28 protein-coding genes are annotated in these 26,528 nt (G+C 33.3%); 3 read left to right on the forward strand and 25 right to left on the reverse strand.

All coding sequences use genetic code 11. The features are described 5' to 3' along the window. Positions 1-5: 5 nt before the first annotated feature. The 16 genes from atpG to ACHAJD_RS04170 form a co-directional block, all read right to left on the reverse strand. On the reverse strand, positions 6-896 hold the full coding sequence (gene atpG / locus ACHAJD_RS04095) for an ATP synthase F1 subunit gamma (protein WP_435584596.1): 891 nt from the start codon (positions 894-896) through the stop codon (positions 6-8). A 12-nt stretch (positions 897-908) separates the two neighbouring features. Beyond that, positions 909-2,417 carry a F0F1 ATP synthase subunit alpha gene (gene atpA / locus ACHAJD_RS04100; protein ID WP_435584597.1) on the reverse strand — a complete coding sequence of 503 codons (1,509 nt, stop codon included), beginning with the start codon at positions 2,415-2,417 and terminating at the stop codon, positions 909-911. A gap of 12 nt (positions 2,418-2,429) precedes the next feature. Beyond that, entirely contained in the window at positions 2,430-2,945 is a 516-nt protein-coding gene (gene atpH / locus ACHAJD_RS04105; RefSeq protein ID WP_435584598.1) for an ATP synthase F1 subunit delta, read from the reverse strand. Then, positions 2,942-3,469, reverse strand: a complete 528-nt coding sequence (atpF, locus tag ACHAJD_RS04110) for a F0F1 ATP synthase subunit B (protein WP_435584599.1) — start codon at positions 3,467-3,469, stop codon at positions 2,942-2,944. Before atpF ends, atpH begins: the two co-directional genes overlap by 4 nt. Before the next feature lie 20 nt (positions 3,470-3,489). Beyond that, positions 3,490-3,744, reverse strand: coding sequence for an ATP synthase F0 subunit C (atpE, locus tag ACHAJD_RS04115; RefSeq protein WP_435584600.1), 255 nt, complete (start codon positions 3,742-3,744; stop codon positions 3,490-3,492). Positions 3,745-3,791: 47 nt separating this feature from the next. Further along, positions 3,792-4,469, reverse strand: coding sequence for a F0F1 ATP synthase subunit A (locus ACHAJD_RS04120; RefSeq protein WP_435584601.1), 678 nt, complete (start codon positions 4,467-4,469; stop codon positions 3,792-3,794). Then, positions 4,462-4,875: an ATP synthase subunit I gene (locus ACHAJD_RS04125; protein ID WP_435584602.1), complete on the reverse strand. Its 414-nt coding sequence runs from the start codon at positions 4,873-4,875 to the stop codon at positions 4,462-4,464. Before ACHAJD_RS04125 ends, ACHAJD_RS04120 begins: the two co-directional genes overlap by 8 nt. Then, positions 4,856-5,092: an AtpZ/AtpI family protein gene (locus ACHAJD_RS04130; protein ID WP_435584603.1), complete on the reverse strand. Its 237-nt coding sequence runs from the start codon at positions 5,090-5,092 to the stop codon at positions 4,856-4,858. The genes ACHAJD_RS04125 and ACHAJD_RS04130 overlap by 20 nt, the downstream gene beginning before the upstream one ends. Further along, positions 5,092-5,718 (reverse strand): uracil phosphoribosyltransferase, encoded by a 627-nt coding sequence (gene upp / locus ACHAJD_RS04135; RefSeq protein ID WP_435584604.1) that lies wholly within the window; start codon positions 5,716-5,718, stop codon positions 5,092-5,094. Before upp ends, ACHAJD_RS04130 begins: the two co-directional genes overlap by 1 nt. A gap of 11 nt (positions 5,719-5,729) precedes the next feature. Beyond that, complete coding sequence (rpiB, locus tag ACHAJD_RS04140; RefSeq protein ID WP_435584605.1) at positions 5,730-6,164, reverse strand: ribose 5-phosphate isomerase B; 435 nt, start codon at positions 6,162-6,164, stop codon at positions 5,730-5,732. Positions 6,165-6,280: 116 nt separating this feature from the next. Beyond that, positions 6,281-6,904 (reverse strand): ribonuclease HII, encoded by a 624-nt coding sequence (rnhB, locus tag ACHAJD_RS04145; protein ID WP_435584606.1) that lies wholly within the window; start codon positions 6,902-6,904, stop codon positions 6,281-6,283. Then, positions 6,901-7,746, reverse strand: a complete 846-nt coding sequence (gene ylqF, locus ACHAJD_RS04150) for a ribosome biogenesis GTPase YlqF (RefSeq protein ID WP_435584607.1) — start codon at positions 7,744-7,746, stop codon at positions 6,901-6,903. Before ylqF ends, rnhB begins: the two co-directional genes overlap by 4 nt. Before the next feature lies 1 nt (position 7,747). Continuing rightward, positions 7,748-8,554, reverse strand: coding sequence for a signal peptidase I (gene lepB / locus ACHAJD_RS04155; RefSeq protein WP_435584608.1), 807 nt, complete (start codon positions 8,552-8,554; stop codon positions 7,748-7,750). Between the two features lie 4 nt (positions 8,555-8,558). Then, positions 8,559-10,571 carry a DNA translocase FtsK gene (locus ACHAJD_RS04160; protein ID WP_435584609.1) on the reverse strand — a complete coding sequence of 671 codons (2,013 nt, stop codon included), beginning with the start codon at positions 10,569-10,571 and terminating at the stop codon, positions 8,559-8,561. A gap of 1 nt (position 10,572) precedes the next feature. Continuing rightward, positions 10,573-10,899 carry a thioredoxin family protein gene (locus ACHAJD_RS04165; RefSeq protein WP_435584610.1) on the reverse strand — a complete coding sequence of 109 codons (327 nt, stop codon included), beginning with the start codon at positions 10,897-10,899 and terminating at the stop codon, positions 10,573-10,575. Further along, entirely contained in the window at positions 10,892-11,638 is a 747-nt protein-coding gene (locus tag ACHAJD_RS04170; protein ID WP_435584611.1) for a hypothetical protein, read from the reverse strand. Before ACHAJD_RS04170 ends, ACHAJD_RS04165 begins: the two co-directional genes overlap by 8 nt. Before the next feature lie 118 nt (positions 11,639-11,756). On the opposite strand from ACHAJD_RS04170, the gene ACHAJD_RS04175 reads away from it, so the two are divergent. The 3 genes from ACHAJD_RS04175 to ACHAJD_RS04185 all read left to right on the forward strand — a co-directional run bounded on the left by ACHAJD_RS04175 (position 11,757) and on the right by ACHAJD_RS04185 (position 13,957). Then, positions 11,757-12,569 carry an HAD family hydrolase gene (locus tag ACHAJD_RS04175; RefSeq protein ID WP_435584612.1) on the forward strand — a complete coding sequence of 271 codons (813 nt, stop codon included), beginning with the start codon at positions 11,757-11,759 and terminating at the stop codon, positions 12,567-12,569. Between the two features lie 61 nt (positions 12,570-12,630). Further along, complete coding sequence (locus ACHAJD_RS04180; RefSeq protein WP_435584613.1) at positions 12,631-13,467, forward strand: putative ABC transporter permease; 837 nt, start codon at positions 12,631-12,633, stop codon at positions 13,465-13,467. Beyond that, a complete protein-coding gene (locus ACHAJD_RS04185) occupies positions 13,460-13,957 on the forward strand; it encodes an HD domain-containing protein (RefSeq protein ID WP_435584614.1) in 498 nt (165 codons plus the stop codon). The genes ACHAJD_RS04180 and ACHAJD_RS04185 overlap by 8 nt, the downstream gene beginning before the upstream one ends. A gap of 16 nt (positions 13,958-13,973) precedes the next feature. Here ACHAJD_RS04185 and ffh read toward each other — a convergent pair whose 3' ends face one another. From ffh to rplI, 9 genes are all read right to left on the reverse strand, one after another. Next, a complete protein-coding gene (ffh, locus tag ACHAJD_RS04190) occupies positions 13,974-15,383 on the reverse strand; it encodes a signal recognition particle protein (protein WP_435584615.1) in 1,410 nt (469 codons plus the stop codon). 1 nt (position 15,384) lies between these two features. Further along, positions 15,385-15,711, reverse strand: coding sequence for a sigma factor-like helix-turn-helix DNA-binding protein (locus ACHAJD_RS04195; protein WP_435584616.1), 327 nt, complete (start codon positions 15,709-15,711; stop codon positions 15,385-15,387). Then, complete coding sequence (gene ftsY, locus ACHAJD_RS04200) at positions 15,708-16,673, reverse strand: signal recognition particle-docking protein FtsY (protein ID WP_435584617.1); 966 nt, start codon at positions 16,671-16,673, stop codon at positions 15,708-15,710. Before ftsY ends, ACHAJD_RS04195 begins: the two co-directional genes overlap by 4 nt. A 333-nt stretch (positions 16,674-17,006) precedes the next feature. After that, entirely contained in the window at positions 17,007-19,067 is a 2,061-nt protein-coding gene (gene topA, locus ACHAJD_RS04205; protein ID WP_435584618.1) for a type I DNA topoisomerase, read from the reverse strand. Between the two features lie 96 nt (positions 19,068-19,163). After that, on the reverse strand, positions 19,164-20,012 hold the full coding sequence (gene prmC / locus ACHAJD_RS04210; RefSeq protein WP_435584619.1) for a peptide chain release factor N(5)-glutamine methyltransferase: 849 nt from the start codon (positions 20,010-20,012) through the stop codon (positions 19,164-19,166). Positions 20,013-20,034: 22 nt separating this feature from the next. Continuing rightward, positions 20,035-21,105, reverse strand: coding sequence for a peptide chain release factor 1 (gene prfA, locus ACHAJD_RS04215; RefSeq protein ID WP_435584620.1), 1,071 nt, complete (start codon positions 21,103-21,105; stop codon positions 20,035-20,037). Positions 21,106-21,130: 25 nt separating this feature from the next. Continuing rightward, positions 21,131-22,549, reverse strand: a complete 1,419-nt coding sequence (locus ACHAJD_RS04220; protein WP_435584621.1) for an MATE family efflux transporter — start codon at positions 22,547-22,549, stop codon at positions 21,131-21,133. Positions 22,550-22,652: 103 nt separating this feature from the next. After that, entirely contained in the window at positions 22,653-24,020 is a 1,368-nt protein-coding gene (gene dnaB, locus ACHAJD_RS04225) for a replicative DNA helicase (protein WP_435584622.1), read from the reverse strand. Then, positions 24,020-26,449 (reverse strand): 50S ribosomal protein L9, encoded by a 2,430-nt coding sequence (gene rplI, locus ACHAJD_RS04230; RefSeq protein ID WP_435584623.1) that lies wholly within the window; start codon positions 26,447-26,449, stop codon positions 24,020-24,022. Before rplI ends, dnaB begins: the two co-directional genes overlap by 1 nt. Positions 26,450-26,528: the final 79 nt, after the last annotated feature.

Here is a 26,528-nt window from a genome sequence, read left to right on the forward strand (position 1 = left end):
CCTCCTTAGTTCACCGCGTTTGCGCCACCGATGATATCGGTTAACTCAATCGTAATGGCATCTTGTCTTGCACGGTTGTAGTGAAGCTGTAGATCTTTAATAAGTTCTTTCGCATTATCTGTAGCACTTTTCATCGCGGTCATTCGTGCAGCGTGTTCACTTGCTTTCGCTTCTAAAATCATGCCATAAAGCAAATTGACAACGACCATAGGTAGAAGTTGTGCTAATACGTTTGAGACGCTTGGTTCGTAATGATACATACGTTTATATTGAGTCGGTTTTTCTTCTTTTTGTTTACTTTTTAAAATAACATTTTTCTCAAGTGGCATAATGACTTGATGTTCGACACGCTGTGTGATGGTATTAACAAACTTATTATAAAAAACAATCGCTTTATCAAATTCACCTGATAAATAACGTTTTATAAACTCATCACTAAGTGATTGAAAGTCTAAAAATTGAACATCATCACGCACTTGTATGACTTGATCATTTATCAACGAATAGTTTTTACGTTTTGCATAACTAAAAGCTTTATATCCTAAAGCCGCAATCGCAAATTCATCACTTGAGGTGTGGTGCTCATCAATATAGGCTTGAAATGCTTTAAAAACACTTGCATTATAAGGTCCTGCTAGTCCACGATCACTTGAAATTAAGATATAAACTGTTTTTGTAATATCACGCGCTTCAATAATAGGATGTGACAACTCATTATCATTTTCTAATACACGCGCAAGTGAATCTGTTAAGCGTTTTGTGAGCGGTCTAAAATTAATGATATTTCTTTCGGCTCTTTTTAATTTTGAAGCACTTACCATATGCATTGCTTTAGTAATTTGGCTCGTTTTTTGCGTCGCATTGATTCGCTGTTTTATATCGCGCATTGAGCTCATCAAAACACCTCCTTACGCAAATGATTTTTTGAATTGTTCAATGACTTTATTTAGGTCTTTTTTATCTGGTAACTCTTTTGTTGTACGGATAGTTTCTAAACACGCTTTTCCTGTTTCGTCTTGTTCAAACACACGGTGTAAATCTTCTTCAAAGCGTTTTATATCTTCAACTTTAACATCATCTAGATGGCCACTTGTTAAGGCATAAATTGAGACTACTTGTTTCTCAACATCCATGGTTTCATGGAGTCCTTGTTTTAAGATTTCAACTGTACGTTTCCCGCGTTCAAGTTTTTTCTTAGTTGCATCATCTAAATCAGAACCAAACTGTGTGAATGCTTCTAATTCGCGGTAACTAGCTAAATCAAGACGCAAGGTTCCTGATACTTTTTTAATCGCTTTAATTTGTGCAGAACCTCCTACACGCGATACACTAAGTCCTGCGTTAATCGCTGGACGTACCCCTGTATAGAAAAGATCACTTTGTAAGAATATCTGACCATCAGTAATACTAATAACGTTTGTAGGGATATATGCAGATATATCACCTGCTTGTGTTTCAATAATTGGTAGTGCGGTAATTGAACCGCCACCAAGTTCATCATTTAATTTAGCTGCACGTTCTAATAGACGTGAATGTAAATAGAACACATCTCCTGGATACGCTTCGCGTCCCGGTGGTCTTCTAAGTAGTAAACTTAATTCTCTGTATGCAATGGCATGTTTTGTTAAGTCATCATAAATGACTAGTACACTTTTTCCTTCATACATAAACTCTTCAGCAATACTAACCCCTGCATAAGGCGCTAAATATAGAAGTGGTGAAGGTTCACTTGCACTTGCACTAACAATAATTGAATAGTCCATTGCCCCAAACTTTTTAAGTGTTTTAATAACCCCAGCAACAGTTGATTCTTTCTGTCCAATGGCTACATAAATACAAATAACATCTTTTCCTTTTTGATTAATCATTGTATCAATGGCAATACTGGTTTTACCAGTTTGACGGTCTCCAATGATTAACTCACGCTGACCTCTACCAATTGGTACTAAAGCATCAAGTACTTTAATCCCAGTTTGAAGTGGTTCATCAACTGATTTACGACTCATTACGCCCGTTGCTTTTCTTTCAAGCGGACGTGTTTTAGTCGTTTCAATACTGCCTAAGCCATCAATTGGTTGTCCTAACGGATTCACTGCGCGACCAATTAAAGCATCTCCAACAGGAACTTCTAGTATACGACCGGTTGTTTTAACAATGTCGCCTTCTTTAATCGCTGTAGATTCATCTAAAATAATGACACCAACGTGATCTTTTTCCAAGTTTAATGCCATACCGAAGATGTTATTTGGAAACTGTAATAACTCACCACTCATCGCTTGATCGAGTCCGTGAACTAAGGCAATTCCATCCCCAACACTGATAACAGTACCTACGTTTTCAGTTTTGATTTCTTTACTATATTTTTTTATTTGTTCCTTGATTAGCGCGCTAATCTCTACTGGATTGATTTTGCTCATTATTTCACCTGCCTATTTCGTCAAACGCGACTTGAGTTGGTTTAATGTATGATTAACTGTGTCGTCTATTACAACACCGTTATATTCAAATTTTAATCCGCCTACAATCGTTTCATCGATTTCGTTTTCAATCAACACTTGACGTTGGTATTTTTTTTCATACTGTTGTGTTAATATTTCAATTTTCTCTTGTGTTAATGCCTTACCACTTTTCACTATGATACGCATGAGTTTGTGTTGTTCTTCAACAAGTTTTTGATAGCCTGATAAAATATCGTTCAACATTAAAAAACGATTATTTTCGATTAAAACATACAAGAAATCTCTAAATAAAGGATCTAACTTAAACGATTCAATCATCGCTTTTTTTTCTTTTTTACTAATTCTTGGATGTAAAAAGCATTGAATACTTTCTTCATCAATCGATTCTACAAAGTCTGAGAATACTTGATTTAATTCTTTAACAATCTTCTCTTCTATGGCAAGTTCAAAAAGCGCAACGCTGTATTGATCGCTTATAGCGCTCATCGGTTACGAACCTCTTCAATCGCTTGATCAATCAAACGATCATATGTTTGTTTATCGATTTCTTGATCGATAACTTTTTGTGCTAATACGCTTGCCACTTCAATGATTTCATTGCGAATTTGTGTTTTAGCAACTTCTATTTCTTGTGCTAAATCTTTTTGAGCACTTTTTTTAATATTCGTTGCTTCATCTTTTGCTTTAGCAATAAGTTCTCTTTTAGAATCTTCTCCACGGGTTTTCGCTTCTTCAATAATCTGTCTTGCCTCTTGCTTTACTTGTTCGAACGCTTTTTCAGCTTCTGCTTTTAGCATAGAAGCTTCTTCATTTCTTTCAGTTGCTTCAACGAGTTCTTTATCAATAAACTCTCTACGCGCATCAATAAATGCTGTAATTTTTCCCCAAAAGAAAAATTTGACAACAAGAATAAGTAAAACTGTTGCAACGATTTGAATGAGCATTTCCCACGGATCTATGCTTAAGCCGATTTCAACTAAATCTCTTATGGCTTGTGCAACTCTCTCCATGGTGTTGCCTCCAATCTATCTTATTGTCCGATTAATACAAACGCAATAATTAATGCGTAAAGTCCTGTTGTTTCAGCCATAGCTTGCCCAACAAGCATGGTTGTAGTAATTTTACCAATAGCTTCTGGTTGTCTACCAACTGCTTCTACTGCTTTACCTGCTGCAAATCCTTGTCCAATCCCAGGTCCAAGACCAGCGATCATTGCAATACCAGCACCTAATAATGCCATCCCTGAAACAAAAAAACTATTGTATTCTGCTACTAAATTTAACATAATAATATCCTCCTATAATTTGTGTACTTATCTATTTATTTTATTCCTTATTCTGTGGTGATTGCTTCCTCATCGGAAACAGCCATAGAAAGGAAAATGGTTAACAACATGAAATATACAAATGCTTGAATAAGTCCAAATCCTATATTGAAAATTGGATGTAAAACAAATACTGTAACGATAACTGATGCTACTGAGTTTAATAAATTAAATACCACAATAGCCATTACACTACCACTTAGTAAGTTACCAAATAAACGTAATCCCATTGCAAGTGGTGTAGATATCTCACCCACAATATTAATTGGTAATAACCACCACTTTGGTGAGCTTAAATCTTTGATACGGTTGATTGGATTTCTAACCATTATCCCTGAAATTTGAATGGTTAGAAATGCGAATAAACTAAATGATAATGCCACGCTCATGTTCGCAAGCGGTGTTGCTAGTCCAAATAAACTTGATGTGTTAGCAAACGCCAAAAATAAAAGAACTGCGATAAGAAGCGGTGCATATGTACGCCATTTATTACCATAAAACTCTTTAATAAAATTATTAAGTGTATCCACAAGTAAAATCGCAATAAATGCAATCCCCTTAGGTTGATCAGTCGGTTTTAATTTTCCAACTTTATGACCAATGATACTCACTATAATCATGAGGGCAACAATGATTATTACGGATGATTTAATATTAGGTGATAGACCAATGATATACTCAATCATCTATGTCAACTCCTTTTTTCTTAAAGTAAATATTCGTAAAGAAGAAATTCGCTACCATCACAACTTTAAATGATAAAAATCCAATAAAAACAGGGATTAAATAGATAACATCTTCACTTCTAAAATACGTTATTGCCAAGATAAGAATATAAAATCCATATCTAAAAAAATAGTTTTTAAGTGCACGAGACTTTAATAAATCGACTTCTTTATGAGCGGTTTTCATCGTTGTTTTATAGTTGTGACTCATAAGCATAACACTAACAGCGCCACCTAAAAAGAAATTAAGCGCCATAGTACGGTCACTTCCTGTTATAAAATAACATAACGTTGTCCCAATAATAATGTAAGGCCAAACATATAAAAATGTTGAGAGAAAAATTTTCTCAGTTTTTGTTTGAGTCATCTTTTTCTGCTCCTAACTTATAGGCACGAACCATTACATTTCTAACGGCTGCTAAAGCGCCAATAATCATAAATATAATCGTAAATATCGTGTCTAATTTAAATAAACGGTCTAATCCAAGACCAATAAGATAACCAAGTGCTATTGCTGCTATTGCTTCATAAATAAAACTGGTTGCTATCGCAAAAAGTTTTATTAAAAACTTCTTGTCTGTCATTACTTCGTTCCAAATAAACGGTCGCCACAATCGCCTAAACCAGGAACGATGTAGCCTTTTTCATTTAGTTTTTCATCAAGTGCAGCTAAATAAATATCAACATCAGGATGAAGTTCTTCTAATAAAGCTACCCCTTCAGGACATCCAACGATTCCAACGAATCTGATATCTTTAGCCCCTTTTTCTTTTAGCGATTGAATGGCAGCAGCAACACTTCCACCTGTTGCAAGCATTGGGTCTAAAAGTAAAACGGTTGCTTCTTTTATTTCTTTAGGAAACTTCACATAATAACTATGTGGTTTTAGTGTTTCTTCATCACGGTATAATCCGATATGACCAACTTTAGCCGTAGGTATAAGTGCATGAATCCCATCGACCATTCCTAGTCCTGCACGTAGTATCGGAACAATCACTACTTCCTTACTTAACTGTTTACATGTTGTTTTTTGAATTGGTGTTTCTATATCAATTTCAACAGTACTTAAATCACGTGTGATTTCATAAGCCATTAAGCCACTAATCTCACTGACATTTTCTCTAAATGTTTTTGTATCGGTTTTTTTATCTCTAATCTTACACATTTTATGGTCGATTAAAGGATGGTTCAATATTACTAACCTTGCCATAAGTCACCTCTTTATTTTGATTCAATTTTACGAACGCGACGTTGGTGTCTTTCCTCGTTTGAAAACTCCGTATTAAGCCAAATATTAACGATTGCTAATGCAACTTCATCGCCAATAATTCTTCCACCCATTGTAAGTACATTGGAATCGTTGTGTAAACGTGTAGCTTTAGCAGAGAATAAATCATGTACATGTGCAGCACGAACGCCTTCAACTTTGTTCGCTTGGATACTCATGCCAATCCCTGTACCACATATCAAAATACCGCGGTCAGCATTTTGTTTGCTTACAGCGGTTGCTACTTCTTTTGCTATGTCGTTATAATCACAACTTTCACTAGAGTGTGTGCCAAAATCTTCGTATTCAATAGAATGATCTTCTAAGTATTTGACTATTTTTTCTTTTAAATCAAAGCCTCCATGATCAGCACCAATTGCTACTTTCATCTTTGTCACCTCATATGTAATCGTTTTTATTCCATTACAATTATATCAAAACTTATTCATAAAACAACCTTATTTTCCTATATTTATATATAGGCTATTTTTATGATAACATATTTTCACAAATCTAAGCGAATTTGCGTTTGTAAAATGGTTATGATTGGTTTAAATGTTTTTCGGTGTTCTTTCGTGATTCCATACTTTTTTAAAGCTTCTAAATGCATTTTGGTAGGATACCCTTTGTGTTTATCAAATCCATATTCAGGGTATTTATCGTGTAAATATACCATATAACGGTCTCTCGAAACTTTCGCTAAAATACTTGCAGCTGCGATTGTTGCACTTTTTTGATCCCCTTTTATAATTGCTTCATAAGGAATACCTAACCCTGTAAGTGGCATTGCATCACTAAGCACAAAGTCGGGTTTTTTATCTAGTGCACTTACAGCTTCAATCATCCCTAACTTACTGCCTTGATACACGTTTAATTTGTCAACTTCTATGGATGATTTAAAAATAATTTTATAATCAATCGCGCGTTTAGTGATTTCTTCAAATAAAGCTGTTCTTTTCTTTTCGGATAATCCTTTAGAATCAAACAAACCTTCAATTTTATCGTTGGGATTCAAAATGACTGCGGCACATACTAAAGGGCCTGCTAAAGGGCCTCGACCAACTTCATCACATCCAGCGATTATATGGTAACCTTTTTTAATTAATGTATTTTCGTACTGATACATCATAGGCGGTCCAACATAATTTGTCCAAAATGCATGTGTCTAAAATCTTGTAAGAACATATCAATGACTCTATCATAGTCTACTTCTCCACCTTTTCTCAAACACCCTCTTTTTATACCAATATCGTCAAATATTTTGCCGATATTTTCAATGTCCACGGTTATATCATAACGTGCTTCAAAAGCTTCTTTATAGTATTTATCTAAAAATTTAAAGCCATAAATTACAATATCATCTAATGGTAATATATGATCTTTAATTGACCCAAGAAGTGCTAACTTAAAGCCAACTTCTTGGTCTTCAAATTTTGGCCATAATATTCCTGGTGTATCAAGTAATTCTAAGTCATCATGGATTCTAATCATTTGAAGATGTTTTGTAATCCCTGCAATATCTCCAACTTTAGTAACACGCTTTGAGACTAGAGAGTTAATTAATGTACTTTTGCCTACATTCGGAATACCTAAAATCATTGCTCTAACAGGACGCTCTAGGCGTCCTCTACTTTTTTCTTTTTCATAAACATCTTGAATCATTAGTTTGGCCGTTGGGGCAATCTTTTGAACATTCATACCGGAAAGCGAATTTATTTTCAGTACATAATGGCCTTGTTTTTGAAAATATTTTTCCCAACGCGTTAAAATTTTTTGATCAGCTAAATCTGCTTTATTTAGTAAAATTAATCTTGGTTTTTTTGAAGTAATGTCATGAATTAAAGGATTTTGACTTGATAGAGGTGCTCTAGCATCTAATAACTCAAACACAACGTCAATGTGCTTTAGCTTTTCTTTTATAAGTCTTTTAGTTTTAGCCATATGGCCTGGATACCATTGTATTGCTTTCATGTTAGTTCACCCTTCCGATTGCGTTAAATGGTCTTACTCTAAATATCACTTTTCCATATAAATTTTTAAGTTCTATAGGTCCAATATCTCTTGAATCTCTCGAATTACCACGGTTATCTCCTAAAACAAAATAACTGTTTTCAGGTATCATTATGGAAAAATTTTCATTAGATGCGTTAAAATCATGAACATACCATTCATCTAACTGATCACCATTTATAAAAACGACACCACTAATGATTTCTAGTTCATCACCGGGTAATCCAATAATGCGTTTAACATAAAAAGTATCTTCATCTATTCTTACCACAACAACATCAAAACGTTCATAGGTTTGATTGATATGGCTAATAATAATATCATCATTTTGATAAAATGTCGGCTCCATACTTTGTCCTTCGACACTTGCTAGCGAGAAGAAAAATGTATTCGTAACGGTAATAATCGCAAGTAGTGTCATCATAAAACTAGCGATATCCATTAACTCTGCATGAAATCTAACTCTTTTTTGATTTTTCACTTCCGTTAAAACCATTTTAGGCATGAACCGATGAACAATAATCATATAGCTTGTAATCAATATAATTACCAAAATAATCGTTTCAAATATTGTTGAATTTCTAATTACATCAAAGTTTTGATAACGATTAAAGAATATAGGGACAAAGAAAATGATAATCAAGTCAAAAAGGGCTAAACGCACCTTTTTGTGCAGTTTAGACACTTCTTGTTCTGCTTTTATTAACTGTTTCAGTTCATCAACTTCTTCATCATTAAAGAAATCTTCAAGCTTTACATCATCATGCATGTTATCACCTAATTCTTGCTAATAATTCCTCAACATCTTCTGCTGAAACTAATACATCTCTAGCTTTAGAGCCTAAGTTTTCAGATACAATTCCAATTTCTTCAAGTGATTCAACAATACCTTGTGCACGGTTAAATCCGATATTAAACTTCTTACTAATCTTATTAATAGATGCTTCTTGTTGTTCTGTTACAAATCGAGCAACTTCTTCAAAATATTCATCTCTATCTAAGGATTTAGCGATATTTTTAACCAATGTATCTTGATCGAAGAAGTAATCTGGAGCCATTTGTTCACGAATAAAATTCGTAACCTTTTCAATGTCTTTATCTGAGACAAAAGCACCTTGAACACGTATTTTATTTTGGCCATTAGTTAAAAATAACATATCGCCACGCCCTAAGAGCTTATCTGCTCCACTAGAATCTATAATTGTTTGAGAATCGACATGGCTCGCAACACTAAAAGCAATACGTGTTGGGATGTTTGATTTAATGGTTCCTTTAATAACGTCTGTCGAAGGACGCTGGGTTGCAATAATTAAATGGATACCACATGCTCGTGCTTTTTGAGTTAAACGTTTAATGGAATCTTCAACATGTTGACTTGATACCATCATTAAATCTGCTAACTCGTCAATCACAACAACTATAAACGGCATATGTTCGTCTTGTGCTTCCATTTTTTGATTATAGGTTTCTATATCTCTTACACGTTCTTCACTGAATACATTGAATCTTCTATCCATTTCATCAACTACCCATTTTAAAGCTGCGGTAGCTGCTTTAGTATCTGTGATAACCGGAGTAATTAAATGAGGGATATCATAGTAATTGGATAACTCAACCATTTTCGGATCAATTAAAATAAGTTTTAGTTCACTTGGAGGATATTTAACAAGTAAACTCATTAATATTGTATTAATACAAACACTTTTCCCACTCCCCGTTGCCCCAGCTACTAATCCATGTGGCATTGATTTTATTGAAGCAAATACAGGGTGCCCATCAATGTCTAATCCTAAGCCAATCGTAAGTGGTTGGGCAGCATTTTTAAACATTGAAGTATTGATAATATCATAAAAATGCACGGTTTCTGCTTGTTCGTTAGGAACTTCAATTCCTACAGAACTTTTACCAGGAATAGGTGCTTCAATACGTATTTGAGTCGCTGCTAATGACATCTTTAAATTATCAGCAATACCTGTAATTTTTCTAACGTTGACGCCACTATCTAATACAATTTCATAGCGTGTAACAGTAGGCCCTTGTGTATGTTTATGTACACGAGCACCGATTTGAAATTCTTCAAAGGTTTTATTTAGTATACTAATTTGCTTTTCAATAGATGCGGTTAAATCTGGTCTTTGTTCAACAGGTTTTGAAAACAAATTAATCGGTGGAAGTTGATAATTTTTTAATTGTTTAGGATGCGATTTAACAAAACGGTCTTTGTTTAAAGGTTTTTCTTCCTTAACCAGTATATCATCTTTGACTTCTTCTTTTACGGGTTCAACTACTTTTTCAACTGGTTCAACCTTCAAAGTTTCTTTAACTGGTTCTTGCACGTGTTCACTCACAGGTTCAATAGTTCTTTCTTCATAATGATTTGGTTTTTCAATTGGTTCATAAGGCGCAGGTTCATCGGGTGTAACAATTTTAGTTTTTGCGACTCTTCTTCCGCCTTCGGTTTGACTATCTAAGACTTCTTGTAAATTTTTCCCACGAATTAAATCAAACTCTGGGTATGCTGTTCCATATCTTTTAATGCGTTCTTCTTTTGTAAGTTTTGGTCTTGTTCTAAATGAATCTAGTTTATCCATATCTTGTGGACGTTGTGTTAAAACAGGAATCACAATCTCATCTTTAACATTTTCTCCAAAAATAGGCGATACAAATCGCGTTTTTTGATACTTATGTTTTTCTTCAGGTTCTAAAATCTCATACACTTGAAATAAGGATTCATCCTCACTTCTTTTATAAGGTGCAACGAGTTTCTTCTTTCGTTTAAACCACATGCTACTCATCCTTCCTTTGTAACACTTCATCTAAAAACTGTTTAACTTGCATAAACGTTTTTCTTTCTTTATCTACATAACGAGCGATAATATTTTCACCCTCGTATACCAATAAACTCGGTACCCCAAAAATGTTTAATTCCATCGATAAAAGGGCAACCGCTTCGCGATCAACTAAGTAAAACGGTACTGTATCATAAAGTTTTTTTATATGACTTAAGTAAGTTTCCATATAATGACAATCAGGACACCAATCACTCATAAAAACCATGACTTTATGTCCTGGTTTAAGTAAACATTGTTCATATGTATCATAATCATTAATCAACATCTGCTTCTTCGCCTGCTTCTAAAGCTCTTAACTCTTTATCGACTAAGTCGAAATCTAAGTCTTTATCAAATAATTTTTTTGAATATACCTTGCTTGTTTCCTCACCTACAACACCAATAATCATTAAACAAATCTTTTTGGTTACAAAATCAACACTAGTGTTAATAACTAGTTTTCTAAACCAATACGCTGGATTGACTATATTAATCGCGGCAAGTGTATATTTCATTGTTTTCTTAACTGCTTTACTTTTTGCTGCTTTAATAATTTTCTTTTGATCCATTGATTTTTTTACTTCATAGGCTTGAACAATTTTAGTAATTCTTATGTTACGTGTATTTTTTAGAATTGGTTGTTCTAATATTTTATCAACACGTTGGGTGATATAGTTATTAAGTGTTAGAATCTCATTTACACTTAGTTCTAACATAGGATACTTTGATTTCGGGAAATAATATTTTGAAATGTCTTCGATTAACTCGTAAGATAAATCGAATGTTATTTTACCTATTTTGCCATCGTTTTTTTTATAAAGTTTTTTAAATTCGTTTTGTTTTGAAATAATAAGGTTTTTAAGGTCCTCTTCTTTTACATCAGCACTTGGCTTATGTATGATAGACATATCCAAGTTTTTACCTCGAACCATAAAATAAGTGTATGTAACTGCAAATAAAACGAACCCCGACATTATACCGAGTAAAAAATTTATCAGTCCACTAAATGATATTTCCGGCATAGTCTCACCTCTTCTTTAATCTATTATATCATAAAACTATCATTTTAAAGGGCTTTGATAAGGTTAAAAGAATTGATAAAATCGTTAGTTTATGCGATAATGTTTTTTGGTGATAAATATGAAAAAATACTTAATAGCACTCGACTTAGATGGCACACTGCTTTATGATTGGGAAACCTTAAAAGAAGAGACCGTAAATTACTTAAAAAAAGTACAAGATGATGGGCATACTTTGGTTATAGCAACCGGTAGACCATTTAGAAGCAGTGAACGTTACTATACAATGTTAAACTTAGATACACCAATTATCAATTATAATGGTGGTCTTGTTTCGTGGCGTGGAAATGACACATTTAAAGAAGTTAGTTTGTTACTAGATAAAAACGATGTTATTGATATTTTCGAAAAAAACAAAGAACATATATATAATGGATTTTGCGAATTAAAAGATGATATTTATTTATTAGAAAAAACAGATGATATCATGCCTTTACTTCATTTTTTCAATGGGGCTACACTTAATGTTGGTCCATTTAGTGAAACATTACCCGAAGGGACTAATGGTTTTATTATTGTAGCACATAAAAATCACGGTCAATATATTGAAGACTATGTAAAAAAACATTACGAAGGTAAAATTTTAACTCGTAATTGGGGCGATGAATATAACTTTATTATTGAACTATTCACTCCCCAAACAAATAAAGGTGAAGCGTTAAAATACGTCGCTGAAACTTTAGGATTTAATCAAGAAGATGTTATAGCCTTTGGTGATGGTCATAATGATATCGAGATGTTAGAATACGCAGGAGTTGGCATTGCCATGCGTAATTCTCATCCTGAGTTAATTGAGGTTGCTGATGTTGTGAGCCCTTATTCAAATAAAGAATTTGCAATTGAAAAATTTCTTGATGAATTTTTAAAAAAGTAATCAAATGATTACTTTTTTATTTGCTTGAAAATTGCTATAATAGGCTATGGAGGTGACTTTTATGGAATTGTTTTTATATACAGTACTTTATGCATTTTTTGGTTGGATTTTAGAAGTTATCTTCTACATTTATAAAACTAAATCCTTTGTAAATAGAGGATTTTTAAACGGCCCTTTTGTTCCAATATATGGGGTAAGCTTAGTATCACTACATGTTTTGCTATTTATTTTAGTGAGTAGTTTTACTCCAATAACCATTGAAGTCATTGCGATTGTATTTATTTTAATTACATTTATATCCACATTATTTGAACTAGTTGGTGGCATTGTATTATTTAATGCATTTAATGCCCGCTGGTGGGATTATTCAGATGAAAAACTTAATTATAAAGGCTATATCTCACTTAGATTTTCGGTTATTTGGGGGGTTTTAGGAACAATTGTGTTCTTAGGACTTCATCTTCAAGTCATCGTTCCTTTTGTTCAAAGTTTGAGTGTTACAACTTTATATGTTATCACTGTTTCTTTAAGTGTCGTTTTATTAATCGATTATGCTTATACACTTAAGGCATTATTTAGTTTTAAAAGTCTTATCACTGAATTTAAAGTGCGCATGAGCGCTTTAGAAGAGCGTACTGCAAAAATGAAAAGTCACCTACCAAAGAGTGTGCTTAAAACATTTGAAACCATTTCAGAAAATGAAACTTTACGCGTTCTTACAAAGAAGTATGATTCGATTAAAACAAGACTCATTGACTTTAAAGATAAAAACTTCACAAGAGATTTTAATAGTATAAATACAATTAGTAAAGATATTACTAAAACAAGACTATTTAAAGCGTTCCCTGAACTAAAACTACCATTTAAATCTAAAAACAAAGGTGATTTTGATGCCTAGTCTTTATGATGAATATTATGATATTGCAAAAGATATTTTAATGCATGATGCCTATCAAAAACAAAAAGCTTATTATCATCATACGACAAACCTTTTTGATCATGCTGTATTGGTTTCTTATTACGCTTTTAAGCTCTCAAAAAAGTTACACCTTGATTCAAAAAGCGTCGTTCGTGGCGCCTTACTTCATGATTTCTTTTTGTATGACTGGCGTGTTGAAGGAAAAAAAATTAGAAAAAGACTATTTAAAAAGCATGGCTTTACCCATGCTAAAACCGCTTATAAAAATGCACTTATTTATTTTGAACTAAACAAAAAAGAAAAAGACATTATTTTAAAACACATGTTTCCTCTAAACTTAAAACCACCTAGATATTTAGAAAGTTGGTTAGTAAATATAGTAGATAGTATGGTTACTATAAGAGAATACTTTAAAAAGAAAAAATCACGTGGGATTCTTGTTTATATTGAGCATAAAGAAAAGGAATGAAATCATTCCTTTTTTATTAAAATCTAAATCCGCCTCGGTTTTTACCCTTACCTTTTTTTTGTTTGGTTGGTTGTTGCATTTGATTCATGCTTTTTAATGGATTATTTGGATCAATGCTATTGGGGTCCATACTAGACATTCTTTTCATAGCTTGTGTTTGTTGGTCTAGACTTTGAATGAGTTTATTTACCTCTGCAACACTTCTTCCAGAACCCTCTGCCACACGACGACGTCTACTACTGCTACGCTTGATAAGATTTGGATCTTTACGTTCTTTCTTGGTCATAGATCCAATGATTGCTTCAATGAAAACAAGTTGTTTGTCGTCAACGTTTGCGTTTTTCATCATTTTTCCAGCGCCTGGGATGAGTTTAAGAATACCACCTAAAGAACCCATTCGCTTTATCATTTTTAACTGTTTTATAAAGTCATTATAATTAAATTTACCTGACATCATTTTTTCCATCATGTTCATCATGTCGTCTTCATCGATGTTTTCAGTAACTTTATCGATTAGTGTAAGTACATCGCCCATACCTAAAATTCGACTCGCCATACGCTCAGGATGGAATACATCAAATTGATCTAATTTTTCACCAAGACCCATGAATTTAATAGGTACTTCAGTAACTTTTCTTAATGAAAGGGCTGCACCACCACGGGTATCACCATCTAATTTTGTAATAATACTTCCTGTAATTTTCAGTGATTCATGAAAATGTGAGGCAACGCTTACTGCATCTTGCCCGGTCATTGCATCTAAAACAAGTAAAATCTCATCTGGTGAGATGATTTCTTTAATGTTTAGCAGTTCTTCCATCATGACATCATCGATATGTAGTCGTCCAGCTGTGTCAAAAATAACAAAATTATAGTTGTTTTCTTTTGCATATTCTAATGCTTCTTTTGCAATCGTTACAGGACTTTCTTTAATGCCTTTTTCAAATACAGGTACATCGATTTGTTTACCAATAGTAACAAGTTGATCGACTGCAGCCGGTCTATACACATCAAGTGCAACAAGTAATGGCTTAACTTTATGATGTTTTCGTACATAGTTTGCTAGTTTACCTGCAGTTGTTGTTTTCCCTGAACCCTGAAGTCCTGATAACATCACCGTTGTTATGCCTTGACTTTTAATCGCAAAAGTACTTGTTTCTCCCCCAAGTAACTCTTTTAGTTCATCATGAACAATTTTAACGACTTGTTGGGAAGGATTTAATCCTTTTAAAATCTTTTCGTCTAATGACTTTTCTTTAACTTCTTTGGTAAATGATTTAACAACTTTAAAGTTGACGTCAGCTTCAAGTAAACTTAAGCGAACCTCACGCATCATTTCTTCTATATCATTTTCAGTTAATCGTGCTTTACCTGTGACGCGTCTTAACGCCATTTGTAAGCGATCAGATAATTGATCGAATGCCATGTTATTCCACCTTCTCGAGTGCTTCTAGTAATTGATTAATTAAGGTTTGATCCTTAGTATTTTTTAACTTATTGATTAAGGTTTGTCTTAAATGTGCCTTTTCTTTTAACTTTAAATTATCTTCGAAATTATATAGCTTTTTCACTGTTCTTTTAAGTTGATCAAAGATAGCGTTACGTGAGACGTTTTCTAATTCTGCAATCTCACTTAAGGAGTAGTTGTCTAAGTAATAATATCTCATAATTAATAATTGTTTTGGGGTTAATAGACTTTCATAATAACTAAGTAAGTCTGCAATTTCAACATGTTTATCGAGTTCTATACTCATAATAAATCCGAAAATAATCCGTAGATATATTCTTCTATATCAAAGTACTCTAAATCGTCTATTTTTTCCCCTAGACCTACTAACTTTATTGGAATATTTAGTGTTTCTTTTACCGCTAAAGCAATACCACCTTTAGCAGTACCATCAAGTTTAGTTAAAACAACGCCACTTAAATGGGTAACTTCATTAAAAATACGTGCTTGATTCATACCATTTTGACCTGTTGTTGCATCAAGAACAAGTAGTGTCTCATGTGGTGCCCCTTGAATTTCTCTGCCTATAACTTTATGGATTTTTTCTAGTTCTTTCATAAGGTTTTGTTTGTTTTGAAGTCGTCCAGCTGTATCGCATAATAAGACATCAATATCATGTTTTTTTGCATAGTTAATGGCATCAAACATAACACTTGATGGATCAGTTCCTTCGTCTTTTTCATAAAATGCACAGCCTACACGTTCACTCCATATGCGCAACTGATTAATCGCACCAGCTCTAAATGTATCTCCAGCAACCATCATTACTTTTTTACCTTTTTTTGTTAATAAGTGCGCGACTTTACCAATGGTTGTTGTTTTACCAACACCGTTTACACCAACAAATAGCAAAACACTAATTGGTTCATCAACCTTTAAGTTCGTATCTACGATTTCTTCTTTTACATAACGTTTAAACATTTCTTCAACAATAATTTCTCTTAAATCTTCTGCATTTTTAATTGACTTTAGTTCGACAGAATCTCTTAGATGGTTTACTAAAGATATAACGGTTTCAACACCCATATCAGCCATAATAAAAATCTCTTCGATTTCATCAAATAAGTCATCATCAATACGATTACCACTAATTAATAGTTCATTGAGTTGGTTAAAAACATTTTGTCTTGTTTTTTCCATTCCAATTTTATATTTTTGTGCTTGTTCTTTACTTTTTTTAGATTGGAATAAGCTTTTTATAAATCCCATAAAAAATCACTCATCTTTCACATAATATCACAGTGTATTATAACACAACCATAATTTTATAAAAACAAAAAACCCTATAAAAAGGGAAAATCCGCCTCTCGGCGGATTAAGGAAGGGGATGTGTGAATAAAATTAATTATTCACCATGCTATGTAAGGGATAAGTTTGCGACTTCTCAGCCGCAGTTATATGATAGCACAAGGTCTTTTTAGTGTCAACTAACATAACTCAAAAAAGTATCACCTTTCATATTTTGTGATTTAAGGTGCAAAAAAAACGGCTTTTTACAGCCGTTTATATTTTAGAACCGCAAGAGGAGTACAAATTGACCAGTTAAGTCTCAATATGACCGCAGTTTTTAGTGTCGTCACATTTAACTTGACCATCTTGATCCTCAATTAATAAATTATTACATTTCGGACAGTTTCGCCCTACTGGCTTCCCACTTAAAATATGTTTACATCTTGGGAAATTATTACAAGCGTAAAAAGAGTTGCCTTTATTTTTTCCCTTCATTGCGATGCGTTCTACAATCTTACCTTTTCCACATTTTGGACAGGTAATTCCTGTATCTTCAGTTTTCTTTTCAGGTTTATCTTGAGTTTTAATGTATTTACATTCAGGAAATCCACTACAGGCTTCAAAAGTTCCGTATCTTGATTCTCTAAACACCATTGGTTTCCCACATTTAATACAATCCTCACCTGTGAATTTCGGTGGTTCTTTTTCCATTTCTTTATTCGCTTTTTCAACTAATGGTACAAATGTATTATAAAAATCAGATACAATTTTAGTTTGATCAGCTTCATTTTTAGCAATATCATCAAGGACGGTTTCCATTTTTGCGGTATAGTCTACACTAATGATACGACTGAAATATTCATCTAGTTTTTCAATAGTTAACATCCCTTGTTCTGTAGGGGTAAACTTTTTATCCTCTAGTTTTACGTACTTACGTGTTTTTAGTGTTGAAATGGTTTGTGAGTATGTCGATGGTCGACCAATACCTAAATCTTCCATTTCTTTAATGAGTTTTGCTTCAGTAAAACGTGCCGGTGGTTGTGTGAAGTGTTGCGTTTTCTCGAAATTCAACGCTTTTATGGTTGCACCTTCTATAAAGGTTGGTAGTTCACTAACTTCTAAAGATTCATATGCCCCATAAGCTTTTAAGTACCCATCAAAATTAAGTGCTTGTGCACGTGCTTTGAAAATGGTATTTGCGTTACTTAAACGAACGGTAGTTGAGGTGAATCTAGCCGAACGCATAAGCGATGCGACGGTTCTTAAATAAATCATTTTATATAAACGATATTCATCTCTATTTAAATAAGCTTTAACACGCTCTGGTGTATATTCTATTGAGGTTGGTCTAATACCTTCATGGGCATCTTGAGCGCCTTTAGATAATGTTTTAACTTTTTTAGTGCCTACATAAGCTTCACCATATTTATTTTTAATATATGATTTAGTTGGACCTATAAAAGTATCACTTAGACGCGTTGAATCTGTACGCATGTAGGTAATCAATCCTACTGTCTCGTTACCAATATCTAACCCCTCATATAGTTTTTGCGCGATTAGCATGGTTTTTTGTCCACTATAATTAAGTTTGTTTGATGCTTCCTGTTGGAGTGAAGAGGTAGTAAATGGTGGTTTTGAAGCACGTTTACGTTGTCTTTCCTTTACACTATCTACAGTAAACTCAAGTGATAGTGTATCTAATAAGGATTGGGCTTCTTCTTCGTTATTTAAGACAGCTTTCTTTTTATCAATATTGGATAATTCGGCTTCGAATTGCTCGAAAATAGCTTTGATTTTCCAGTATTCTTCTTCATTAAACACTGAGATTTCTTTTTCACGATCTACAAGTATTTTTAACGCTGCACTTTGCACACGTCCTGCGGATTTGGATTTAATCTTATTTTGTAATAGTTTACTGAGTTTAAACCCGATAATACGATCTAATATTCGACGCGTTTCTTGACTAGAAACGAGTGCTAAATCAATACTTCTTGGGTGTTTAAATGCATCATTGACAGCTTGTTTAGTTACTTCATTAAAAATAACACGGAAAGTTGGTTTGTCTTTTATGTTAAGCACTTGTTCTAAATGCCAACTTATCGCCTCTCCTTCACGGTCAGGGTCAGTCGCAAGATAGATTTCTTCTGCTTTTTTCGCTGCTTTTGTTAAATCTTTAACAATTTTTTCTTTATCTTTGATAACATCATATTTAGGGGTGAAATTATTTTCAATGTCTAATCCAAGTCCCCCAACATTTGATATCGATAAATCACGAATGTGTCCTTTAGAAGAGAGTACTTCATAGTCATCACCAAGATATTGTTTTATGGTTTTTGATTTGCTTGGTGACTCAACAATTACGAGTTTTTTCATAGCAACGCCTCCAATCTAGGTGCTATTATGCCATATTAAGGAAAAGGGTGTCAATATGACACACCTTCTTATATATATAGATATATATAACTTTTTTTAATCTTTTTTTAAGACAAAAGTCATACGATCTTTTCCTTGCATATCTTTCTTTTGAATAATACGAATGTTTTTAAGGTATTTCTTTATTAAACGTTTAATCTCTTTAGATTTATCAAATGCATGTTCAAATGCAATGATGTAACGGTCATTTAAAATAGATTCTGCCCCAATAATAATTTTGCGGTAATAATCAAGTCCGTCTTCTCCACCAAAAAGAGCAATATGAGGTTCATAGTCTTTTACAAGCGGTGCTACATGTTCCCCATTTGGAATATAAGGCGGGTTTGAAACAAGAATATCAAACTTTTGGTTGTTAACAGGTTCTAACATGTCACCATGGTAAAATGTAACATTTGCGTGTAATGTATCATTGTTTTCTTTAGCAACAGCTAATGCTTCTTCGCTGATATCTGTTCCATGTGCTTCAATTGTCTGATCTTCAAGCGCTAATGCAATAGCTAGACACCCTGAACCAGTTCCAATGTCAACAAGTTTTACTTTACGTTCTTGAAAGTACTCATTTTTGAGTTCAAGTACGTTCGTAACCAGTTCTTCGGTTTCAAAACGTGGGATTAAAACACAATTATTTACATTAAACTTATAACCATAGAAGAATTCGTTTTCTGTAATGTATTGAACAGGTTTATTATTAATGATATATTCATCTACTGCACGCAAGAACTTTTTGTAAGTACCTTCATCCATTTCATCGTTTAATTTTGCGACTAAATTTGCACTATTTAAACAAGAAAAGTGTAACATGAGTAATTTAATGGCACTTGGTTCTTTATTGTTGTCGATGGCATATTGTTCATTAATTTTTAATGCTTGTTGAAATGTTGGCATAGTAAATTCTCCTTTTCGGGGTTTATGATGATTGTTCCCCTGAAAGCTTACGCTTGAGTTCTTCTTCGATTAACGCATCAATAATCGGTTCTAATTTACCTTCCATTACTCTATCTAATTGTTGAATGGTAAAGCCGATTCTATGGTCGGTAATCCTGTTTTGTGGATAGTTATACGTTCTAATTTTCTCGCTACGGTCTCCCGTACCAATTTTACTTCTTCTTTCTGCGCCTTCTTTTTCCATTCTTTCTTGCATTATTTTATCATGTAAACGCGCACGCATTACTTTTAATGCTGTGGCTTTATTTTCATGTTGACTCTTACCATCTTGGCAACTAACTGTAAGACCCGTTGGTAAGTGGGTAATTCGAACAGCTGAATCTGTGGTGTTAACACTTTGACCACCTGAACCACTTGAACGGAATGTGTCAATTCTTAAATCGCCCATATTGAGTTCAACTTCAACATCTTCAGCCTCGGGTAGAACTAAAACAGTTGCTGTTGATGTATGAATACGTCCTTGAGATTCTGTTTGTGGTACGCGTTGAACACGGTGAGCACCTGATTCATATTTTAGTATTGAAAAGACACTTTCTCCAGATACAGAAAATTCAACTTGACTAACCCCACCCATTTCACTTTCTTCAAGTGAAATAAGTTCAGTTTTCCAATCTTTTAGTTCTGCATACTTTAAATACATGCGGTATAAATCTCCCGCAAATATATTGGCTTCATCTCCGCCAGCAGCCCCACGAATTTCAACAATAACGTTTTTCTCATCGTTTGGATCTTTAGGGATAAGTAAGACCATAAGTTTTTCTTCAAGTTTTTCAAGTTTTTCTTCGTTTTCTTCTAACTCCATTTGAGCCATTTCACGAATTTCTTCATCATCTTCTTTGGCCATTTCTTTTAAATCTATAATTGTTGCTTCAGTACTTAAATATTCTTTATAGGTAGAAACCGTCTTTTCTAAAGCGCTTTGCTCTTTAGATAAGGCGGTTAATTTTTTAATATCTTTAGTAATTTCAGGATCCATGAGCTGATTGGTTAACTCATCATATCTTTGACTAATTTTGTCTAAACGATCTTTCATAGTTATCACTCCGCAGATTATTATATTATACTGAATAGGATTTTTCAACTGAAGCATGCTTCAGTCTTTTTGTATGTCGTGTTAAGAAGACTGCAAATAAAATGACTATGGCAGTTCCTTTGAATAATGAACTAATCGATAACGCCCACCAAATCCCATTAATAGATGGGGTTAATAAAATGCTTAACCCGATAGCTAAAGGAATTCTAAGTGCATTACCAAACATTTGAATGAATGAAACAACATAGGTTTTACCAAATCCATTTAAAGCCCCTGCTGTTACCATTTCTAATATCATAAATAGCTGAGAAACAGATAAGATTCTCAAGTAATTTGCACCTTGAGATAGGGTCGGTTCATCTGGAATGAATAAAGCAAATAATGGATACGCTGCAAATAAGAGTAGTGCATTAACCGCAAGACCATATGGCACGAGTAATTTCATGCTTGTAAAATACCCTTGTTTAACACGGTTAAACTGATTGGCCCCAACATTTTGACCTACAAATGATGCCAGTGCAACTTGGAAACCAGATGCAATCATCCAACTTAATGCTTCTATTTGACTACCAATTCTGGAAACACTCATAATCGTCGGTCCATATGAGGCAACCATAATACCTAATACAATGGAAAAAGTGGTCATTAACATACTTTGAACACCTACAGGTATACCTAGTTTTACTATATTTCCAATTGTATTGAAAGAAAAATACTTTTTAAAAGATAAAACAGCTGGACGTTTTTTTGTCATATATAAAACTAAGTAACTAACTAAGACAAACGTTTGAGAAATTGCAGTTGCGCTTGCAGCGCCTACTACACCAAATCCTAATACTAATATAAAGATTGGATCTAATATCATATTAAGAATTAATCCACTTACTGTCATATAAAATGTGTTAATGGTTTTTCCTAATCCATCATAAACTCCATTAAACATATTTACTAAGAAATACGCCATACCAGCCATTGATACTATTCTTAAATAGTTCACACCACTTGTAACAACACTTTCTTGGTTAATATTAAATAAATCAAAAAAAATTCTACCAAAAAAAATTCCAAATATGGAATAAAGCATTGCTAGTAAGGCCATAACGATAAGCCCATTAGTTGCAAAACGGTTAACCCCATCTTGGTCATTTCTTCCAGCTGCTTGACTTACTCTTACACTTACCCCAACTTTAACAATCAAGATAAGCCCAAACCCAAACCAAGCGTAAAATCCTGCAGTACCAACTGCGGCTACAGCTTCTTCTTTGATTAAACCTATGCGATCAACTCTTGAAACCCAAAAGATATCGGTTAAATTGTAAGCCATCTGAACGATGCTAGTTAATAACATAGGTACAGCTACAATGAGGAGTTTCTTAATAATACTCCCCTCAGTTAAATCAATTTTTACTTTTAAAGGTTTTTTACGTATTCTTCCATTAAACATCTTCTTCACCATCAATTAAAAGATTTCACCGGACTATTATATCACTACAGACATGAAAAGACCATAGCGATTTAAAAAGAAAAACACGCAAGTCCTTGCGTGTTTAATCGAGGTCTTCCATATCGTCTGCATAAGCGTCAGTCGAATAAGTTTTGTTTCTAAAACGGGAGTACTGTTTCTTAAAGATTAATTTAAATCCTTTAGTATTTACAGCTCCAGAACGGTTTTTTGCGACGATGATATCAACTTCATCGGTATTTTCTTTTTTATCACTTCTATAATAATCTTCACGATATAAGAATAAGATAACATCCGCATCTTGTTCAATCGATCCAGATTCACGTAAATCGGCTAATATCGGTATTTTTTCTTGACGTTGTTCAACACTTCTTGATAACTGACTTAACGCGATAACTGGTATTTTTAATTCACGTGCCATTTCTTTTAACACACGTGAAATTTCAGATACTTCTTGAACACGGTTCGTTTGGTTTTTTGATCCTGATAGCAATTGTAAATAGTCAATTACGACTAAATCAAGTTTATTTTCTTGCGCTAATTTACGGCATTTCTGACGCATGTCTGTAACTTTTACAGTTCCTGAATCATCAAATAAAATGTTTAATCGACTAAGTTTATCACTTGCGACTGAGATTTGTTGCCATTCAATTGGTGTTAATTCACCGGTACGAATGTGAGAAGAAACAACATTAGCCTCGCTTGATAAAATACGGCCAACTAATTGGTCAACACCCATCTCGAGTGAGAAAAAAGCTACATATGGTTTGCTTTTAAGTTTAGCAATATTCGTTGCAATATTTAACGCAAATGCTGATTTACCCATTGAAGGACGCGCCGCTATGATATAAAGTTCACTTGGTTGTAATCCAAAGACATAATTATTTAACTCGGTAAATCCTGTATCTAACCCTATAATTTGTCCCTGTTGGTTTTTGGCTTCTTCAGTTTTCTTAATGACTTCTTGGGTGGCTTGTGCCATCGTAATAAAATCAGAGGTACGTCTTGATTTTGCTACATCAAAGATACGTTTTTCAGCATCATCAATGAATTCTAACATATCTGTAGTTTTATAACCTTGATCAGCAATTTCTTTTGCTACTTCAATCATATTTCTAACTATAGCTTTATCTTTAACAATATTAATATAATGTTCTAAATTTACAATAGACGGTGTTGTATCCGCAAGATTTAATATATAATCTGATCCACCTGCATCTAATAATAAATCCTTTGTTTCTAATCTAGAAATCAATGTTGTGTAATCAATATCTACTTTTTCTTGAAATAGGTCAATAATTGCGCCATAGATTAACCGATGTCTTCTAGTATAAAAATCGTTAACTTCTAATTTATCAATAATCGTTCTAATTGTATTTGGTTCAATAAATACTGCACCAAGAACGTTTTGTTCTGCCTCATTACTATGAGGAATTATTCTTTCTTCATTCATTATTGTTCTAACACAAGTAACTCAAATGTAGCGGTTACGCTTTTATGTAGTTTTACATTAACTTGATAAGTGCCTAGTGCAGTAATAGGATCATCAAGTTGAATCTTACGTTTATCAATTTCAATACCATGTTGATCTTTTAAAGCATCAGCAATTTGTTTGGTATTAATTTTTCCAAAGAACTTACCGTTTTCTCCTATTTTCACATAAATTTTAACTGCTCTAAAATCGATACGTGATTTGAGTTCTTTCATTGTTTCTAGTTCTTTGCGCTCGAGTTCTTTTATTTTAGTTTTTTCATCTTCTAATATTTGCATATTCTCGGATGTTGCTTCAATGGCTTGTTTACTAGTTAATAAATAGTTTCCATAACCAGGTGCCACTTCAATTATTTCACCTTTTTTACCTTTGTTTTTTACATCTTTAATTAAAATTACTTTCATTGGTTTTTCCTCCTGAACAGCTGTTTCTAAATACTCTACCAAGTCTTTTCTAACTTGACTGATGTCGGTTGTTTCAATTTGAGCACCTGCATTATTTAAATGGCCGCCCCCATTAAATTTTTCCATAATTACTTGAACGTTGAATCCTTCAAGACTTCTTGCACTAATTCCCACAGTAGTTGGTGATAATCTACCAATAGTAAAAGCTGCAACAGTGTTATCAATTTCTAATAAATCATCACTAATTTGAGCAAGTAAAATACGATCTGTTTCTATGTTATCCGGTACAATAACCATAGAAAAACGTTTTTTAATTACTTCAGCTAATGTGAGTAGTTGAGATTTGATTTGAATATCTTTTAATGACTCCCTTAAAATATTTTTAACTTTATAGGTGTCCGCACCAAATTTTCTTAAAATAGCAGCTGCTTCAAATGTTCGCGCACCGGTTCGGTACATAAAGTTATTAGTATCAACGATAATTCCTGATAACATAATCGTTGCTTCAAAAGGATTAATTGGAATGTCCTTATCAAACACGTTTATCATTTCAACAACTAATTCGCTTGAACTTGAAGCATAAGGTTCTATATAAGATAACCTTGTTTCTGTTATAAAATCATTCAACTTTCTGTGGTGATCAATAATGACTTTACTTGGAATATTTTGAACCAACTTTTCATCAATTAATTGGCCTCTTGAGTGATGATCGACTAAAATCAACAAACTCTCACGATTAGACATTGCATTTGCTTCTTCAGGTGAGATAAAGTTTTCTAAAAACGAAACATACTCATATTCCATTAATTGAAGTATTTTCTTTACAGTTTTATCAATTTCATTGAAATTCAGAACAATATACGCATCTTTTTTTAGTGCTTGTGCCATTTTTAAAACCCCAATAGCACTTCCTAATGCATCTGTATCAGGATGCGTATGCGGCATGATAAAAACTTTATCACAATCTTCAAATAACATTGCAAGTTTTTGTGCATTAATTCGACTTGATATACGCGTACGTTTTTCTTGGGTGTTTGTGTTTCCACCAAAATATTTAAGAGGTTCTCCTTGAACATTAATAACGACTTGGTCTCCACCGCGTGATAGTGCTAAATCAAGAGCTGCTTCTGCGATTTCGCCAAGCTGGTTAAGTGGGATATTTGCACAAGCAAATCCACCACTCATTGTTACTAATAGTTCATGATCTTTAGAAATTTGCGTAATTAAGTCAATGATTTTAAACTGATTGTTTACAAGTTCTTCTAAGTTCTTTTTATGTAAAAATACAACGAGTTTTGAATTGCTTATAGGGACAATATGAAATCCAGCGTCGTAAGCCCAATCATCAAGTGCGCCTAAAAACTGTCCTTGAATTTCATTTTTTTCTTGAACATCTAAAACACTTAAAGCATCTTCAAAATTATCTAAATGTAGAACACCGATAACGTTTGTATGTTCTGCATATTTGCGTTTTAACTCTTCTCTTTCAGTTACTTGATACAAAAATACAGTTTGTTCTAACCGGTCATAAATGACCTCATATAAATGTTCATAAATTTTTATAACAAAAGGGTTTAATGAATCTTCTTCAATAACGAGTTTTTCTTTTAAAGGTTTATGAATCATATCAAGGTTTCTAGATTCTAAAACATTTTCAAATATTTCTTTAGCTTTTTGATTAGCCCATTGAATGTCATAGTTTTCGTTAATCATTAATATACCTGTTGGGATATTATTAATGAGTTGTTCTTCAATATGCTCTTTTCTATGAATCAAGTTATTTTTTTCTTCTAACTTCACGCGTAATTGTTTAATTTTCAAGATTTTTTCTCTTAAGTAGTGCACAACAAAATACACATTGAACATAAAAATCAATGCGATAGATAAGATAATAATTAATGCGACTGTGCTTGAACTAAATGCGATTCCAAGGATTGCCAGGACTACAATTATTACGCTAAATAGCAAATAAAAAGTTCTGTCCACACCTTCACCCCTATTCGTTGTTGCTTAAAATATTATATCACATCAAGCACTGTTTAAAAAGAGGAAAACCTTACTCAAG

This window comes from Liberiplasma polymorphum (genome assembly GCF_043951795.1).
Taxonomy (GTDB): Bacteria; Bacillota_I; Bacilli_A; order Izemoplasmatales; family Izemoplasmataceae; genus Liberiplasma; species Liberiplasma polymorphum.